Source organism: Rhizobium jaguaris (genome assembly GCF_003627755.1).
Taxonomy (GTDB): Bacteria; Pseudomonadota; Alphaproteobacteria; order Rhizobiales; family Rhizobiaceae; genus Rhizobium; species Rhizobium jaguaris.
Genome location: NZ_CP032696.1, coordinates 365,962 through 382,522 on the forward strand (window position 1 = coordinate 365,962; position 16,561 = coordinate 382,522).

A 16,561-nucleotide genomic window follows, 5' to 3' on the forward strand; every position below is an offset into this window, starting at 1 on the left:
CCGGAGTTTGTATCGCAGCAGCGGTCGAGACCCTTACTGATGCCGTGCCGCTGCAGACAGCGGTGCCCCGATGAAAGAGCGAGGTGCGGGATTGTCGGTTGCAACCGCATAAAGGCAATCATTGAGAGGTAGCGGCGTGTACCGGCGGGATGCAACGATGATCGCCTCCTCTTCGACAATGAGGATCATCGATCTCGCCTCCTGAGGCCGCTAGCAAGGTCCGCGACTGAACTCCGCTTGCGCCATATGGCCACCGTCCTCTGATTGATCTGGTCGCACCTCGAAAGCGTCCTTAGGCTCCGTTGATGCTGCATCGCTCGAGGGACGCCTCTGTCGTCGCGGCGCTTGCATGAAGAACCTGGCCCATAGCCCCTTCCTTTATTCGGAAGACAAGAATGCCTCCATCAAAGCCTGCGATCAAGCATCCGCGGATAAGCTTGAATTGTTTGAGACCGCACCCTGAGCGTTAGCATCATCCAGCAATGCAGCTCATCATTTGGTTATCTGCGACCGGCGCGATTGCATATTCACGTGACAGCCAATTTACATCTAATGTTCCTCAGCTCCGATTCTTCGCAAGCGGCAAGCGGAGGGGTCAGCGGTCGGATATCGGTAGCGGACACGATGAGCTACTATGAGCTTCTATGTCTGCGCCTAGTTCTGGAACTAGAACCTTCCATATGGTCGCGTTTTGTGCGTCAAGTTCAGCAAATTTGGGCGGCCATGAAGTTGGTCATGCGGCTTGGTGGAGAGCGAGTTTCTTGTGCTCTCTGAGATCGTCCATGTTGATGCAGCGGTTGGCCTCCATCCAGTTCTGATAGGTTTCGACGGCGAGCGCGCGCTAGGCGCTGCCAGCTCTCAGCGCTGCGGAAGATGCGCACGACGTAGATCCGGCGGCGGATTTCCTCGTTGAGGCGCTCGAGCTGTTCGTGGTCTGAGGTGCTTGTGGTGGTTTATGTTCGCTAGGACTATCCGATATTTCGGCGCGTTGCTACAAAGTTCCATAATGCCGATTACGCCACAAACGCCTAAATAGCTGAAATTGCTGGATATATAGGGGCGAAATTCATCGTGTGATATTTCGGGAGCCTTTAGTCGCCTTCTTAAACGGATCCAGGATTGTGACGCTGCGCCCCTGAAAGTCAGCGACGTTTCGGGTGACGATGACCAGGCCATTCACCTGCGCCGTCGCAGCTAGTCCGGTGTGGTCGGTGTTCTTGTCGGATTGTCCGAGCATTTGTCCCCAGTGGCGCGCGACCTTTTCGTCTACAGGAAGGATGCGGCCTTCATAGGCGGCGAAGATGGCATCGGCCGCCTTGGCGATCTCGTTAGCCACAGCGTCGTCGGTTTTCCGCTTTTTCTCAATGCCTTTCGAGATCTCTCGGACCGAGATCACGCTGATCGCGAGATCGGTATCGTCAACCGTATCGAGCCAAGCCGCCACATTTTCGTGCGGCACGGGTCGACCTATCTCTTTCAGAACATTGGTATCGAGCAGATATTTCAAGCTCAATCATCCAGCGCACTAAGATCGGCGCCGCGCATGGCGGCCTTTGCCGTTTGCTTCGGATACGGCCTGCCTGCCTTCGGATGCGCCTCCGCATAGACTCGCGCTGCAACGATCTGTTGTTCCTTTAGAGAGGGATAGTCGCGCATGACATCTTCGACGGTCGCGCCGGCGTCGAGGAGAGCGGCAATCCGATGCGCCTCGATTTGCGTTCCCCGGATTAGCGGTTCCTTGCCGGATAGGTCGATTTGAGCAGTGAGCTTGTCGAGTTCCTTCAACTTGCGCTCGACGAAGACCAGGTGCTGACCAATGTCGTAGCGCTGTTTACCGAACACGACCTCTTTCGCGAGACCGCGTTTAAGAGAGCTTCGCAACGCCTCGTAGAATTCGGACTGGCTCTTGGGGGTCAGCGCCTGTTTGAGTTCGTCATAGGCATGGAGAAACACCAGCTCGGCTTGACCGAACTGCCTAATATTCCGACCGCCTCGCTTCACGAGTTGCGGCTTGATCGGCGCCCGCTCGACAACCTTTTTGAAAATGTCTAGAGGCGCACCAACCACAAAAGCCGCTTGTGCCGTTGTCAGATGTTCCATCCTATTACCCTTTCTAATACACCCCAAACATATTAGAGAGAGTGCAAGGCCCGGACCGACGTGAGCCAAAGACTACGATTGACGCCGCACTTCGTCCACTAGGGTCAGAGTCTCGAGGCGATCGAGAAGCTGCTTGGCTTTCGATTCTCCGAGCAGTTCAGGCGCCGATGTCGGCCAATGCTCCAGCGCCCGCCTGACTGTGGCCACGACCTCCCGTGTGATCAGCTTGTCGTCCAGGCGCAGAAAACTTGCGACCCTCTCAAAGCGATGTAGGTTCACACTTTCGAAGCTGTGGGTTTTGACGAACCTCAACGCCATAGTGTCGGACGGCATGTACAGAACGGTCGGGACGATATCGTAGGCCGGCGACAATCGGATTTCGCCGGGCGCCGGGAAGCGGAAAGACCAGTTTTTGAGATGGTTGTCGCCATTGCCTAAAAGCACGTCTGCAACAACCCTGCGGATGGCTTCCAATATATCATCGCGATGGTCGGTGCTGAAGCGGCGCACCATGTTGATGATGGTCTCGGTCGTCGCCATCGTATATTTTCGATCGCCTATCGCTCCCAGAATTTGGGCCGCGTCTTCGATGTGAATGCGACGATCATCGTCGGCACGGTCGAAGCGATCGACGACGAGAACGCGCTCACCATGAGCCAACAGTTCCGCAGGGACGCCGCTGATAGCGGTGCTGGAGACAAGCCGGCAGTTTGCTGTTCGCACGCCGATCATCCTTGCCATCTGCATGGCCGCGTGTTCAGCCTCCGGCAGCCCTGGGTATCGCTCGCTTGCGACCTTGATGATGCATCGGCCGGTGTTACCGCGACCCGGAACCGTCAATCTGTCGCCCTCGACGTTGGCGGTGAACTTGAGCTGGACGCCTGCGAGCGAGAATTTAACCGCGCCGTCAGGCAGCGGAACATCCACGCCATGTACCTTTTCGATAGTGATTGGCCCGGCTGACGCTGGTATTGCTGTTTCCGGTACGACGAGGATTGCGCCGGGAAGATCGCCACCGAGGCGGGTCAAGACGTCGAATTCGTCGTGATCGCCCGGCCCCATTTCGTTCAATACCAGATCCCTAAGGGCGCCCTCCGGAAGCAATCCTGAAAACCACGGTGGCAATGTGCCGTGAAGGCCAATTTTGTCGCCACGCCGCGCCAGACGATTGCGTGTGCCCTCGTCATCGTCAGGATCGGACCAACCCAGGCTTAGGATTGGCCGCCTTGGATCTCGCAGGAACGTCTCGGCAACTACAAACGCGACCGCGCCGTCGCTGTCGCGCGTCAGGGTCCCTACTCTAATCTTCCCGAGGTTCTGATCCAGAAGATGGACGCCGAGGATCGCCGATGATTTCGCCATCATGGTTCCCCATTGTCGTCTTCATCGAGATCGACGAAAAGTTCCTCAAATGCGCTGGCCGCCGCACCTTTGCTCTGCTGTTCCCCAGCATCGCTAATCAGCTGTCTCACTTCCGCGATCCGGGACTTCGGCAGCAGGACAGGCACAAGGTCAAGGGCATCGCAGATTTCCGCAAACAGCGTCAGTCGGTCCCTACCCCGCCGATCGGTCGCAAGGTCCCGTTCGAGTTCCGATATTCGCGCCCGGTCCCGACCGAGTCTTGTCGCAAGTGCAGGCTGACTGAGACCGCGTTGTTTACGGGCAGCCAGCAGTTGCTCGCCGAGGGTGTTGAAAATCGTGGTGCTCATGCGGAATGTCGCCCATCTATTGCCGAGTGTCCGGAATTGCGTACGACCTTAAGATAAACGAGAATGCGGAATTCCGCAACAGGAGGTCATTTCGAGCGAAATAGCGCAACGATTTAACGGTGGCCCAGCGGCGATTCGATCTTGGCTCGTCCTTATCAACCCAGTGCTTCGAGTCCAACCGGCGACCACCGATCCGTCCCAAGCCTTGATATCGTCCCCGCAAATTATATATTCCGGCCCATCGGAAGAATTAATACGGAGGCTCAACCATGCCCGCAGTTGCCGAGATGCTGAAGGCGAGCGAGGCTGCCGTTGTCTCGCGCGTGAGCCTGCGCGACGTCAATCGCGTCATCGACGAGCACATCTTGCCAGAAGCGTTCGTATCGCTCGACAACGGTCGTCATGTCCTCGCCGGAGCCTGCTCGCTTATCACGTTTTACTTCGAAAGCGCCCGCCGCCTTACCTCGGAAGAACGCCTGTTTACCATCCGGACGGCAGAAGCCCGGCTCGCAAGCGCCCGCAGCCTCCCGTGGTCCGCTCTATTGCGTGAAGACTGGACCGTGCACCACGAGTTTCTGACGATCGATCTCATGCCCTTTATGAGGGGCGCGAGCGAGCGGCTGGACGACCTCACCGCGGCGCGGGAAGCCGTGACATCATCGCCCGAGATCCTTGGCGGGACGGCCGTCATTCGGGGCACCCGCGTTCCTGTCCATGATGTTGCCGCGTCTGTATCCGCGGGCCATTCAACGGAGCGCATTCTCGAAACCTGGCCGAGCCTAGACGCAGAGAAGATCAGGCTCGCGACAATCTATGCGGAAGCTAATCCCTTGCGTGGGCGGCCCCGCGTCCTGGGCGACCTTCCCGAAGGATCGGTCATCCTCACAGATCGTTGCGTCCCCCGTCGCAGGAAGGCGGGATGAAGTTTCTGATTGATGAGTGCCTCAGTCCTGAACTGGCCAAGATAGCGCTGGAAAAAGGTTATGGTGAAACGAGCCATGTCGTCTGGATGAAACTCGGCGGCTTGAAAGACTGGGAGCTCAAACCAATTATTCTCGAGGGCGACTGGACGTTCGTCACCAAGAACTCGGTCGATTTCCGCGGGCCGAAAGACAGGCCGGGAACGAAGGGCCAATATGCCGACGTCGCCATCCATGTCGGGCTGATCTGCCTCAGCGGCCCACCCGGTATGGACCTCGATATGCAGATCGAATTGTTCGAACAAGCTCTGGCCGAACTCGACCGTGACGATGATCTCGTCAATCAGGTCCTGGAATTTCCCTCGATGGCGAGGAAGAGCTGCGCGTGCTGCGGTACGCGCTTCCAAAGGCATAATCATTCACAGTCGGTGAGGAAGGACCGCCTACAAGCTTCATGGTAAGCCAGCGGAATGATCGGCGGATGTGGACGGCCAGATACAGTCCCGTTCAACGCAGGGTTCCTGCGCTTAAGCCCCCGACAACGCCGAAATTCGTAACGGAGTTGCGGCTAATCTGCTGCGTCACCTTACTCGATGCAAAGCTCAGAGCCACCAAGAATGCAGATCGAAGACGTTTCCGTTCGCGGGCCCACAACACTCGATTCGCTGCGCAACGTGGCCTTCCGCTCGATCTGGAGCTCCACGCAGGTGGCGAACCTCGGATGGTTGGTGCAAACCGTCGCCATCAGTTGGCTCATGGCGACGATCTCCGCTTCGGATCTGATGGTCGCGCTTGTTCAGGCCTCAACGACGTTGCCGGCCTTCATCCTTTCCATTCCTGCCGGAGCGATAGCCGATACCTTCAGCCGCCGGTCGGTAATGATCACCGGCTTGTCATTGATTGCGCTGGCGTCGATTGTCCTGGCGCTCGCCGCTGCCTTCGGCTTCGTCAGCCCCTGGCTCATCCTTGGACTGGGCTTTATGGCGGGTTGCGGATTTGCGCTGAACGATCCAGCCTGGCACGCCTCCGTCGGCGATATCCTGGACAAGCGCGATATCCCGGCCGCGGTGACGCTCATGTCGGTCGGTTACAACATGACCCGCAGCATCGGTCCGGCGCTCGGCGGAGCGCTCCTCGCTTTCCTCGGTCCATTGACGGCCTTCCTTTTTGCCGCGTGCAGCAATCTTGCGCCCCTAGGCGCGGTGTTACGCAACAAGTGGTACGTCCGCTCGTCTCCTCTGCCTCCGGAGCGGATTTCGACTGCCATTCATGACGGCATGCGCTTTACGGCGCTTTCCTCCGGTATCCGGGCGGCAATCATACGTGCAACGCTCTTTGGCCTTTCGGCCATTGCCCTCCTTGCCCTTCTGCCGCTCATAGCCCGCGATCAACTGGCCGGCGGGCCGATCGTCTACGGCGTTCTGTTCGCCGGTTTCGGAACCGGCGCATGCTTCGCCGGCATGAACAATCAGCGTTTGAGGAAGCTGGTTCCTCAGGAGTGGTTGATGGCGATCGCCTCGGTTGCCCGCGCGCTCTGCTGCATCTCCGTCGCGATGACGTCATCGGTCACCGTGGCAGCGCTCTGCCTTGCGCTTGGCGGTGCCGGCTGGGTCATCACCTGGACCGGGTTCGACGTCTGGGTGCAGTTGGCCAGCCCACGCTGGGTCGTCGGGCGTACGCTCTCGATCTACTATGCGTTCCTGTCGGGCGGGATGGCTGCGGGCAGCTGGCTCTGGGGCACCGTCGCCCAGACCTATTCGCTTGCATCTTCTCTCGAACTTGCGGCAGCGGCTCTGTTACTCGTCGCCGCATCAGGGTTCGTACTGGCGGTGCATCTGGCGGCAGAGGGAGACCAGCAGGGCTCGGTATATCCGGCGCCAGCGGTGGCGCTTGATCTGAAGCCGAAGCGGCCCAATTGCAGCGAGGACGGAATAGCCATAGACGACGGCGACCTGGACGTCTTCCTCGATCATATGCGCACTCGCAGATACGCCTTGGCCCGGGCAGGCGCGCGCGACTGGACGCTCCAGCGAAATCTCCGAAAGCCCTCCCGGTGGACGGAAACGTTCCGCATGCCGACCTGGATGGATTTCCTACGTCTGCATCATCGCCTTTCTCCATCGGATCAGGACGTCATCCAGCATCTCGCCGCTTTGCATATGAGTGACAAGCCTCCGGAAACAGATCTTGTGATTGAGCGCACAACAGACGCACGCCGGAGCCGGAGCCAGCCGGTCACGCGTATGTCGCGTCCTTGAGGTGAGCACGCGATGAAACCATCCGAAGAGCAGCAACACTCAAATCCGCGTTACCTCCGGAAATCGTCAGTCACGGTCGTGCCGACCGAAGGCAATAGCGCCCGGCCTTACACAGCTCCTGACCTGCTGACGGCATCAACCCCAGCCGCGCAGGCTCATTCGGCTGTCCTTGAACCTGCTTCAACGACAGCCGCTTTTTATTCGATGTTCGATTCAGGTCTTGCCGCGCTGCGCCGACGCAACCCTGTCTATTCGCCGAGCGCTGGCAAGCGAACGCTCCGTTCCATCACCGCTGAACGGCTTTCGGTCTCGACGACCGCAGACGACAAGCATGAAAGAGACTAATCGACATGGACGCGATTGATGACAGAGCATCCACAGGCCTGTTGGCGCCGCTGAAGAATTCGACCTTCCGTTCCATCTTCCTCGCGTCCCAGCTTTCGAGCCTGGGTTGGCTGATGCAGACGGTGGCGCTCAGTTGGCTGATGGCAACCGTTTCGACTTCGGACGTGATGGTTGCGCTGGTCCAGGCTTCGTCCACCCTGCCCGCCTTTTTTCTTGCGATCTTCGTTGGAGCGATCGCCGACAACTACAGCCGGCGCGCGGTCATGATCGTCGGGCGAAGCTTGATGATGGCAGCCTCCGCAATGCTGACGATCCTGATGGCCTTCGGCATCACCGACCCATGGATGATCCTCGCCTTCAGCTTCCTGGACGGTTGCGGCATAGCGCTGAGCGACCCGGCCTGGCGCGCTTCGCTGGGCGACATGCTGGAGCGCCGCCATCTGCCTGCGGCCGTCACCCTTCTCAATGTCGGGTTCAACACGGTGCGCAGCGTCGGCCCGGCTCTCGGCGGCATCATCGTTGCGGTGTTCGGGCCGCTCGTCACTTTTGCGCTCACCACCCTGGGATTCGTCGCTCCCATCACCGCCTTATGGCGAAACAAATGGAAGGTGCAGGGGTCATCCCTCCCGCGGGAAGCGTTGATGACTGCCATCTATGATGGACTGCGCTTTACGGCGATATCCTCCGAAATCAAGTCGACGATCGTGCGCGGAACCCTTTTCGGCTTTGCCAGCACCTCGACCTTGGCGCTGCTGCCGCTCGTGGCCCGCGATATCCTGCAGGCAGGCCCTGTCAGTTACGGCATCCTTATGGGCGGCTTCGGCGCCGGCGCATTGTTGGCAGGGCTCATCAACCCAAGGCTCAGACGGATGCTCACCCAGGAATGGCTCGTGGTGCTGGCCTGCATGTCCAGCACGGTCTGCGCGATCTCGCTTGCGTTGACCACAACGCTCACGCCGGCAACGGTCGCCCTGGCATTTGGCGGCGCCGGTTGGGTGACCGGGTGGTCGGGGCTAGGAACGAATGTACAACTCGCGAGCCCCCGGTGGGTCGTTGGGCGGACGATCTCGATCTATAGCGCTTTCACTTATGGCGGCATAGCCGGCGGCAGCTGGGTCTGGGGTCTGGTCGCGGAACATTATTCGCTCACTGCGGCCTTAGCGGCCTCGGCCGGTGCGGCGCTGCTGGTTGCCGCCCTCGGTCTCAAACTGCCGATCAGCAACCGCTCCGAGTCAGAGCTGGAACCGTTGGGCAGCTTCAGCGCGCCGCCGGTCGCTCTGGACTTGAAACCACGAAGCGGCCCGATCCTCGTCACGACCGAATATTCTATCCCTGAGGAAAATGCCGAACCCTTCCTCGATCTGATGCGAGAGCGTCGACGTGTGCAAAGCCGCGTTGGTGCTCGGCAATGGACGCTCACCCGCGACGTTCAGGATTCGTCGCGTTGGGTGGAGACCTTTCGCACTCCGACCTGGATCGATTTCCATCGCCTGCATCATCGTCTGAGCGCGGCCGACAAGCTTCTCGACGACGAATTCATGAAACTGAGCCAGTACACCAGGCCGCCACGGACGACGATCTTGCTGGAGCGTTCCACCAGTGCGGCGCGCAAGTCTGCGCCAGTGCCTTACCTTTCGCAGAAGTGACAATCGATTTCGAAACTCGCTGGACTCCTGGACGATGAACGTGCCGACCCTTTGCCCGCTTCAGTCTGCATGCCTCTTGTGGCTGTCGCGCGGCAAGACAATCAAGGAAATCGCTCATGTCGAGGGCCAAAGCGTGGCTGTGATCGAGCGCTGCCTTGCCGATACGCTGGCGGTGCTGGGAGTAGATACCCTCGAGGATGCAGCCCGAATAATGCAGCGTTCTCCATTCAACTAGATCCTGTCAGAGATCCGGGACTTTGCCGCGCGGGCACCGGACGCCGAGCCTCTCGTGTGGCTCCGAGGCAACAAACGCTCAGACGGCAGAGGTCGCAAAGGGGCTTGAAAATGTCGCAGAACTCGAACAGAAAGACGCTGGCCGAGCTGGCCACGCCAACACGAGGAGTGGAGTTGATATGATCTCCCGACTGAAGGAGCGGTTCGGCAAGAAGTTTGAAGAGGAAGTGCAGTTCTTCAGCGGGACAAGAAAGGCGTCGGTGCGCTCATCCCCACCTCAATTCATGCCGCACGCCGCATGGCAAGCGTGGTCGATCCGTCGTCGGGACTCGCAGTTCTGGAGCTTGGTGCGGGAACCGGCGTCATCACCCGGGCGATCCTGGAGACAGGTATCGACCCGCAGAAACTTGTATCGGTGGAATATTCGAAGCCTTTCTATGACGGTCTGACGCGGCGGTTCCCCGGCGTGGATTTCCGATTGGGCGACGCCTTCGCGTTGGATGATGTGCTTGCCGAGCGAAGCGACGAACAATTCGATTGTGTCGTCAGCGCCGTCCCAATGTTGAGTTTCCCGATGGAGCGCCGCGTGGCACTCCTTGAGGATTTGCTCGCCCGCATACCAGCCGGGCGACCGGTGATCCAGATAACCTATGGCCCACTGTCGCCGGTGATCAAGATGCCGGATCGCTACGAAGTTTCACATTACGACTTTGTTGTTCGCAATATTCCCCCGGCGCAGCTCTGGGCCTATCGACGAATGGTTTAGGTTTTGCCCGACGAAGCCGCCGCATAGCAGGAGTGCTCTTGGAAAAGTATGTCAGCGCCAAACTCCACGGCATCAGGGTCACCGATGCGAAGCTCAACTATCACGGCTCGATCACGATCGACGCGGACTTCTGCCGTGCGGTTGGCTTCAAGCCGCTGGAATATGTCGACATCTGGAACAAGATGTCGGGGGCGAGGATCAGCACCTACGTTCTCTATGGCGAGGCGGGCTCCAGATGCTGCATCCTCAACGGAGCTGCGGCGCGAACATGCCAACAAGGCGACGAGATCATCATTGCTTCGAGCATGTTCTGCGAAATCGACGACATTATCGACCATAAGCCTCGCGTCCTGGTCTTCGGTCCCGGAAACGAGATCATCGACCGCATTACCTACGAGGTTTTCCGTCGCCCGGACGGCGCACTCGATATGGCTTTGAAGACCGAGACGGTGGAGAACGAGTACGGATTTCCGGCCTCCCTCACGCAACAGCCGCCTGAAAACTCTCAGTAGGCTCTGTTCACTTCGGCTCTCGGTCGGAGTTTCTGCCGTCGATTTGTTGTGAAACCTGGACTGCGACCAGTGCCGCGCGATGGTGCGGCTGAGGTGGCGAGACCTCGTCCGAGTGTTCGTCGCGTTGGTGTCCTGCCGTCCGATCAAACGCCGACAACATCGCCCATGAATACACGCCTTGGCATTGAGCCAGCGGCATTGCCGTGCCGCTTGCGAGCGGCAGGTCGCAAGGCAGGCTTTGCTGTGGTTATCATTGATCTGATGCGCCCGGTAAGACGGGCAATTCGCGTGGGGATGTTGAAACTTCCTACCGTTTTTCCTTGGAGCGCTTCCGCATATCCGACTGACGAGCACGGGATGCTGGCAAGTCGCGATGAACGGTTTCCAGCGCTTCAAGCCAAGGGGCTGCCGCGTTTGTCCGCGCGAGATAGTCTAGCCCGGTCTTCGTGAAAGTTCCCGGAGTTGCTATAGCGTCAGAAATCGCAGCGAGCGAGACATCCTGCCGTAATGCTGCATAGGCGGCCGCTCCGGCGATGTTACCCGCAGCCATCACCCGGGCCTGGTCTGGCCTGAGTCCACGCTCGGCAAACCAATTTTCCAGCTTAGCGATGAAGCGGTAAGTCCAGCCCGCCAAACAGGCTCCGATCATCGCGAGGTCGAGTTGGTCCTCGGTGCCGAGAACTAAGACTTTGCCGGCCGCAGCCAAAACGGCTTCGACGTCCGGACATGCGGGAAACATGGGAATAAGGCCGTCATCAATGGCCTCGATGTAGCTTGATGGCATGATGCGCACGACCCGGATGCTGTCGCCTTTTGCGGCACGAAGTTCCGCGGTCGTGATACCGGCGACGGCTGAAATGAGCGTCTGGTTCGGCCGTAGCGTCAGCGTAGACAATGCGAAGGCGAGTTGCTCCGGCCGCACTGCAAGTAGGACCCAGTCGGCTTGCTCAGTCAAACTGACGTCGTCCACTGCGACAGGACAATCATAACGGGTCGAAAGGTCGCGAGCCTTTTTTAGGTTGTGCGGCGAGAGTAGGATCCGCCCGGTATGGCCACCCCTTCGCAGGGCAGCAATCAGGTAGGCGGAAAAATCTCCAGTGCCAATAACCCCTATAGTCGTCATCGCATGACTCCATATGCCTATTCGCAGAAACACCGCCCCCGGGAGAGGCGGGTGCCTTTGGAACCTCGAGCCGCGCAGCTATCGCTGAAATGTCCGTAAAGGGAAGAGACCTTCCGGATTAGACCAGCTGACTGTCTGCCTCCATCGCATCGAGACGGGACAACACCATCGCCAGATGTGATTTGTGAACGGTGGCCACCAAGCGAACATCTCTCAGTTCGAGGCTTCGGCGGATCATTCGTAGCTCATCCAGAAGGTCTTCGACCTGCTGACGAAAATTCATCTTTTCCAGAAGCAAAAACCAGAACCTTGCCGATTGAAAGAACAAGATATCGTTGAAGTCTCTAAGCGGTCCGTTGCTGCTCAAGCCGTGCAGGATCTTATGCAGGCAGATAATGATTTCGGCGAATTGCCGTTTATCTTTGCCATCCAATAGCTGGCGGCAGGACTGTTCCAACTCTTGAATTTCGTCGAGAATGTCGTCGGTTACCGGAAGCGGTGACGATTCCGCCATCGCGTCCATCAGCCGCATGCGCACGATATAGATGTCTCGCATCGAACTGAGGTCGATCGAGGTGACCTCAGTTCCGTTGCCGTGCTGGCTTACGATCAGACCGTCATACTCCAGCCGTTGCAAAACGGTGCGCAGCGGCGTTCGGCTGACACCGAACTCCGAGGCGAGCTCCCTCTCATTGAGCCGGCTACCCGGCTGATAGTCGAGAAGGCAAATCCGCCGTCTCAGTTCCAGGTATATTTCCTGCTTACTCATTTTGCCGGCGGACCTCTCTTCTTCCGAGGACCCATCGTGAGCGTCGTTCAAGGGGACGACGCCGACGCCGTTGGAGAGTGGGAATTCGCTACTCGACATATTGATCTTCCTTGCGCCCCCTTTGGTCCGCCGTGCTTCGTCACGTTCCGATGCGTAATACAGCATTGAGCTGACGCAAGTACGCTATAACGCTTTGCGACGTTATCCGACCAGTGGCCGGGTTTTCGTCACTCGGCCGGTTCTGAATCGACATCGAAAAATCAGAACTGTCGGATCGAACGCTGACCGTGTGGGTGTTTACCTGCAGACCAGGGTCTGCCCAGATTTCCATCTTCGTGCGATCCGGTCCAACTCCGGCCAAGCTGACCGCTGCCGCTACGTTGACGTTTGCAGGAAATTCCCGGGCAACTTCGCTCACTGTTCCCTGTAGGATGCAGACAGCGTCCCGAAGGTTCTCCAGGTTCACCCCGTTTCGTACAATATAGGGAGCAGCCAATAGGCTTGCCGGAGGCTTCCTGGTGACGATCCTCACCTCGTGGATCTTTCCAACTGCAACCGCCTTGATCGCATCAAGCCCCAACATCGCGCCAGATGGGATGACAATTCGCGCTCCAGACGAACGAGCCAGATCCGCGAGATCATTTCTCGTGAGAAGTTGGCTCGCGGACATCGCGATAAGCGTCTTGCCTGCATTGAGGACGGGAAGCGCAACAAGCTCGAAGATCTGTGGAGGCAGTGCCTCGAGCACGACGTCGCACTCGCTCGCCAACTCGTGCGGCGACAAATTTGGGACGCGTACCGTCAGGTGGCGGACGAATTTTTCAGCACGGTCCGCATTGCGCGCTGAAAAGGCGCCCAGCCGGCATCCCTCGATGTCTCCCCGATCCAGCGCCTTTGCCACTGTTGAGCCGACGGCCCCGATGCCCGCTATTCCAACTTTCATCGCTGCTCCAACGTCAATCCGCTGCCTTGACCGCACTCAGAAACTGCTGCGTTCGTTTGCTTTGAGGATTGGTGAACAGCTCATCGGGCGAATTTTGCTCCTCGATCTTGCCGGCATAGAAAAAGCAGATCCGGTCCGATATGTCTCGTGCAAATCCCATCTGGTGGGTCACCATCAACATCGTCAACTTATGCTTCGGCACCAGGTCCTTGATGACATTTGTAACCTCGCCGATGACTTCCGGATCGAGCGCCGACGTCACCTCATCGAACAACATGACCTTCGGCCTCATCGCCAAGGCACGGGCTATCGCCACGCGTTGTTGCTGGCCGCCGGAAAGACGAGCGGGATGCTGATCCTTCTTGTCGATCATACCCACCAAGGAGAGAAGCTCTTCCGCGCGCCCTCGTGCATCTTGGCGTGACAGCCCCAGCACCTGCACAGGTCCCTCCATACAATTTTGGAGGGCCGTCATGTGCGGGAACAAATTGAAGTGTTGAAAGCACATGCCGATCGACGATCGGGCCTTGCGGAGATACTTGGCGTCGGCCGGGACCAGAACACCGTTTTTTGGCATATGGGTCAGCGGCTTTCCGTCAACGTAGATCACGCCGCCATTGATCTTTTCGAGCGTCATCAGCATACGCAGAACAGTCGTTTTGCCCGATCCTGACGGTCCGATTACCGTGACCAGCTCGCTCGGCGCCACATCGAGGTTGAGATTGTCGAGCACGACGAAGTCGCCGTAAGTTTTTCTTACGTTCATGAAGCGCACCATCGGGATGTCCGGGCCGGTGAGTTCAAGCGGAAAGGAGGAGAGGTCTTCCATCAGTACATTCCTAATTTGCGACGGACCCAGGCTTCGAAGCCACGGATCGCGCTAGCCGAGACCAGCGAGATGACTAGAAAGATGATGCCTACAATCGTGTAAGGCTCGAGATAGCGGTAGTTTTGTCCCCCTATCGCGTTTGCCGTCTGCATGAGCTCAGCAACGCCGATGACCGAAAGCATGGGCGTATCTTTGAATATCCCGACCAGATAATTGCCCATTCCGGCTACGGACGGCGGGAGCGCTTGTGGTAGAATCACGCGCCTGTAAGTCTGCACGGTTGACAGATTGATCGCCGTGCAGGCTTCCCATTGGCCTTTGGGAACGGCTTCCATCCCGCCTCTATAAACCTCGGAAAGGTATGCGGCGTAGTGGAGGCCGATAGCGATCATGCCTGCCACCCAAGGGCTAAGCGAGATCCCATATTCCGGGCCGACGAAGTAGACGAAAAAGATTTGCAGCACGAGAGGGGTCGAGCGCAGAAACTCCACCATCTCCCGTATTGTAAGCGTCAGGGGGCGAAACGGTGTGCGTTGGGCGACCGCCAATACCAGACCAAGCACAGCCGCAATCGCGTAGCCGATGCCCGCTGCCATCAATGTGTTCAGCGTGGCCCAAAGCATGCGGGGAAGGATCTCAGTTGTGAATTCCCAGTTCCATTGCATGGCTCAAGTCCTTCCCAGTCGACGCGCCATGACCCGTTCCATCAAACGCATGAACGGCGTGATCAGGAACCGAGCGAAGATGTAATAGATGACGAGAGCGGTTCCGAAAGTCCACGTGGATAGATAGGTAGAGTTATTGAGCTGCCGCGCTTCGAACATGAGATCCGGTACCGCGATGAGGGCGACGAGAGCGGTACTTTTCAGCAGTTCGATCACCAGGTTGCCCCATGCCGGCAGCATGATGGCCAGCGCTTGGGGAATTATGATCCGCCGCATGCGCCTTGCAGGAGGCATCGACAATGCATAGGACGCCTCCCATTGGCCGCGGGGTACCGACTGGATCGCGCCCCGGACAAGTTGGGCGCCATAGGCGCCGAGATTGAGCCCGACTGCCAGGAAACCCGTGAGAAAGGGGTCCAGCGTGACCCCAAAGAGCGGCAGCACAAAAAAGAGCCAGAAAAGCTGAACGAGGAGCGACGTGCCGCGAAAAAACTCGACGTAGACTACGGCCGCCGCCTTCACAGCGAGTTGCGATGACAACAGCATAAGGCCGAAAACGTGCGCGAGCACAGTCGCCAGCGCCAAAGAACATAGAAACAGCAGTCCGGTGACGAGCGCGCCGTCAATAAAGCGGCCGCCGTACTCAGAGATGAACGAGATATATGCCATTGAAGCTCACTTCAACAATATAGGCGAGCTGCGCGTAAAGCAGCCCGCCTAACCTTGGGAGGTTATCGGTTTGAGCAAACCCAATCGGTCTTAGCGTCGCCCGGAAGCTGAGCCTTGGTGTACTGAAACTTGCCCACAGCCTCGAGCATCTCGGGAGTGCCGAGATATTTGGCCTGGGCTTCATTGTAGGCTTTGAGGAAGTCCTTGTCTTCCTTCTTGAACGCGATTGCGACCCAGTTGAAGGTCCATTCGGGAAGGGCGGATGAGTCTGTCACTTCGATGTCATCGGGAGCACTTTTGACGAGGTCCTTCATCGCGAAGTCGTTGCCGGCGCCCGCGTCGGCACGACCTGCTTTGACAGCGGCAAGAACTTCCGTGAGGCTCGGAAGCTGCATGATCTTGTCTTCGGCTACCCCTTCCTTGAGCGCCGCATCGACGTTTACGAAGCCCGCGACGGTCGCCATCGCCGAGTCGTTCTTCTTGATGTCCTGGTATGTTTCGATGTGCTTCGGGTTACCCTTCTTGACGATGAACGAATCGCCGAACTTGCCCATCGGCTCAGCAAAGCTCACGTTGGCGCAGCGTTTGCCGGTGATGTACATGCCGCCGGTAATGATATCGAAACGACCAGCCTGCAGCCCTGGGATCAAGCCGCCCCAGTCGGTCACGACCGGCTCGATGTTGGTGTACCCCATGGATTTCAGGACGCCGAGAGCGAGAGCGTTCGCGAAGCCCAACGGCTCATTTTTGTCGCCCGGGTAGGCCCAGGGAATTTCGTGAGCAAAGCCAATCCGGATCGATTTTCCGGCTTTGGCGCGGTCGGTAAGATCATCGGCATTGGCGTGAGAGACACCGACAAAGAGAGCGCTCGCGGCGGCGATTGCGGTGAAGATGTTTGTCATTCTCATTTGTTCCCCCTTTTATCGGGCTTGTTGCAGAATTGCTCTATTGGTGTACCACTGAGAGGGCGGGTATAGCAAGAGAATCTTTAAGATCGGCCGAATATTCCCGCAATCCGGGCCAAATCGCGGGATCTGCAAAAAATTGGCTTGCAGTTTCCTCGCGGCGAGATT

General features: G+C 58.2%; 18 protein-coding genes and 3 pseudogenes. 8 read left to right on the forward strand and 13 right to left on the reverse strand.

Going from position 1 to position 16,561, the window contains the following annotated elements; translation table 11 throughout:
- Positions 1–32: 32 nt before the first annotated feature.
- The 6 genes and pseudogenes from CCGE525_RS39380 to CCGE525_RS35895 all read right to left on the reverse strand — a co-directional run.
- A pseudogene (locus CCGE525_RS39380) lies at positions 33–367 on the reverse strand (IS481 family transposase); the annotation flags it as partial.
- 366 nt (positions 368–733) lie between these two features.
- A pseudogene (locus tag CCGE525_RS35875) lies at positions 734–951 on the reverse strand (transposase); the annotation flags it as partial.
- Positions 952–1,066: 115 nt separating this feature from the next.
- Positions 1,067–1,507 carry a type II toxin-antitoxin system VapC family toxin gene (locus CCGE525_RS35880; protein WP_245472399.1) on the reverse strand — a complete coding sequence of 147 codons (441 nt, stop codon included), beginning with the start codon at positions 1,505–1,507 and terminating at the stop codon, positions 1,067–1,069.
- Between the two features lie 2 nt (positions 1,508–1,509).
- The gene (locus tag CCGE525_RS35885; RefSeq protein ID WP_120709036.1) at positions 1,510–2,100 is read right to left on the reverse strand and encodes a DUF433 domain-containing protein; all 591 of its coding nucleotides are present in this window, start codon (positions 2,098–2,100) and stop codon (positions 1,510–1,512) included.
- Positions 2,101–2,172: 72 nt separating this feature from the next.
- Positions 2,173–3,465 carry a type II toxin-antitoxin system HipA family toxin gene (locus tag CCGE525_RS35890; protein WP_245472401.1) on the reverse strand — a complete coding sequence of 431 codons (1,293 nt, stop codon included), beginning with the start codon at positions 3,463–3,465 and terminating at the stop codon, positions 2,173–2,175.
- The gene (locus CCGE525_RS35895) at positions 3,462–3,809 is read right to left on the reverse strand and encodes a helix-turn-helix domain-containing protein (protein ID WP_120709038.1); all 348 of its coding nucleotides are present in this window, start codon (positions 3,807–3,809) and stop codon (positions 3,462–3,464) included. The genes CCGE525_RS35890 and CCGE525_RS35895 overlap by 4 nt, the downstream gene beginning before the upstream one ends.
- Before the next feature lie 269 nt (positions 3,810–4,078).
- On the opposite strand from CCGE525_RS35895, the gene CCGE525_RS35900 reads away from it, so the two are divergent.
- The 8 genes and pseudogenes from CCGE525_RS35900 (at position 4,079) to panD (ending at position 10,490) form a co-directional block, all read left to right on the forward strand.
- Entirely contained in the window at positions 4,079–4,732 is a 654-nt protein-coding gene (locus tag CCGE525_RS35900; protein ID WP_120709039.1) for a DUF433 domain-containing protein, read from the forward strand.
- The gene (locus CCGE525_RS35905; RefSeq protein ID WP_342637466.1) at positions 4,729–5,190 is read left to right on the forward strand and encodes a DUF5615 family PIN-like protein; all 462 of its coding nucleotides are present in this window, start codon (positions 4,729–4,731) and stop codon (positions 5,188–5,190) included. Before CCGE525_RS35900 ends, CCGE525_RS35905 begins: the two co-directional genes overlap by 4 nt.
- A gap of 156 nt (positions 5,191–5,346) precedes the next feature.
- Positions 5,347–6,987 carry an MFS transporter gene (locus CCGE525_RS35910; protein WP_120709040.1) on the forward strand — a complete coding sequence of 547 codons (1,641 nt, stop codon included), beginning with the start codon at positions 5,347–5,349 and terminating at the stop codon, positions 6,985–6,987.
- A gap of 12 nt (positions 6,988–6,999) precedes the next feature.
- A complete protein-coding gene (locus CCGE525_RS35915) occupies positions 7,000–7,332 on the forward strand; it encodes a hypothetical protein (protein WP_162950432.1) in 333 nt (110 codons plus the stop codon).
- 5 nt (positions 7,333–7,337) lie between these two features.
- Positions 7,338–8,978, forward strand: coding sequence for an MFS transporter (locus CCGE525_RS35920; protein WP_120709042.1), 1,641 nt, complete (start codon positions 7,338–7,340; stop codon positions 8,976–8,978).
- Positions 8,979–9,012: 34 nt separating this feature from the next.
- The gene (locus CCGE525_RS35925; RefSeq protein ID WP_120709043.1) at positions 9,013–9,213 is read left to right on the forward strand and encodes a hypothetical protein; all 201 of its coding nucleotides are present in this window, start codon (positions 9,013–9,015) and stop codon (positions 9,211–9,213) included.
- 178 nt (positions 9,214–9,391) lie between these two features.
- Positions 9,392–9,978: pseudogene (gene pmtA / locus CCGE525_RS35930) on the forward strand (phospholipid N-methyltransferase PmtA).
- Between the two features lie 38 nt (positions 9,979–10,016).
- Complete coding sequence (gene panD, locus CCGE525_RS35935; RefSeq protein ID WP_120709044.1) at positions 10,017–10,490, forward strand: aspartate 1-decarboxylase; 474 nt, start codon at positions 10,017–10,019, stop codon at positions 10,488–10,490.
- Positions 10,491–10,797: 307 nt separating this feature from the next.
- On the opposite strand, the gene CCGE525_RS35940 is transcribed toward panD, so the two are convergent.
- From CCGE525_RS35940 to ehuB, 7 genes are all read right to left on the reverse strand, one after another.
- Complete coding sequence (locus tag CCGE525_RS35940) at positions 10,798–11,613, reverse strand: NAD(P)-binding domain-containing protein (RefSeq protein WP_120709045.1); 816 nt, start codon at positions 11,611–11,613, stop codon at positions 10,798–10,800.
- Positions 11,614–11,731: 118 nt separating this feature from the next.
- The gene (locus tag CCGE525_RS35945) at positions 11,732–12,547 is read right to left on the reverse strand and encodes a GntR family transcriptional regulator (RefSeq protein ID WP_245472404.1); all 816 of its coding nucleotides are present in this window, start codon (positions 12,545–12,547) and stop codon (positions 11,732–11,734) included.
- A complete protein-coding gene (locus tag CCGE525_RS35950) occupies positions 12,522–13,325 on the reverse strand; it encodes an aspartate dehydrogenase (RefSeq protein ID WP_120709047.1) in 804 nt (267 codons plus the stop codon). Before CCGE525_RS35950 ends, CCGE525_RS35945 begins: the two co-directional genes overlap by 26 nt.
- A 13-nt stretch (positions 13,326–13,338) precedes the next feature.
- Entirely contained in the window at positions 13,339–14,154 is an 816-nt protein-coding gene (gene ehuA, locus CCGE525_RS35955) for an ectoine/hydroxyectoine ABC transporter ATP-binding protein EhuA (RefSeq protein ID WP_120709048.1), read from the reverse strand.
- Positions 14,154–14,819, reverse strand: coding sequence for an ectoine/hydroxyectoine ABC transporter permease subunit EhuD (ehuD, locus tag CCGE525_RS35960; protein ID WP_120709049.1), 666 nt, complete (start codon positions 14,817–14,819; stop codon positions 14,154–14,156). Before ehuD ends, ehuA begins: the two co-directional genes overlap by 1 nt.
- A gap of 3 nt (positions 14,820–14,822) precedes the next feature.
- Entirely contained in the window at positions 14,823–15,488 is a 666-nt protein-coding gene (gene ehuC / locus CCGE525_RS35965) for an ectoine/hydroxyectoine ABC transporter permease subunit EhuC (protein WP_120709050.1), read from the reverse strand.
- 62 nt (positions 15,489–15,550) lie between these two features.
- A complete protein-coding gene (ehuB, locus tag CCGE525_RS35970) occupies positions 15,551–16,390 on the reverse strand; it encodes an ectoine/hydroxyectoine ABC transporter substrate-binding protein EhuB (RefSeq protein ID WP_120709051.1) in 840 nt (279 codons plus the stop codon).
- Between the last annotated feature and the right edge of the window lie 171 nt (positions 16,391–16,561).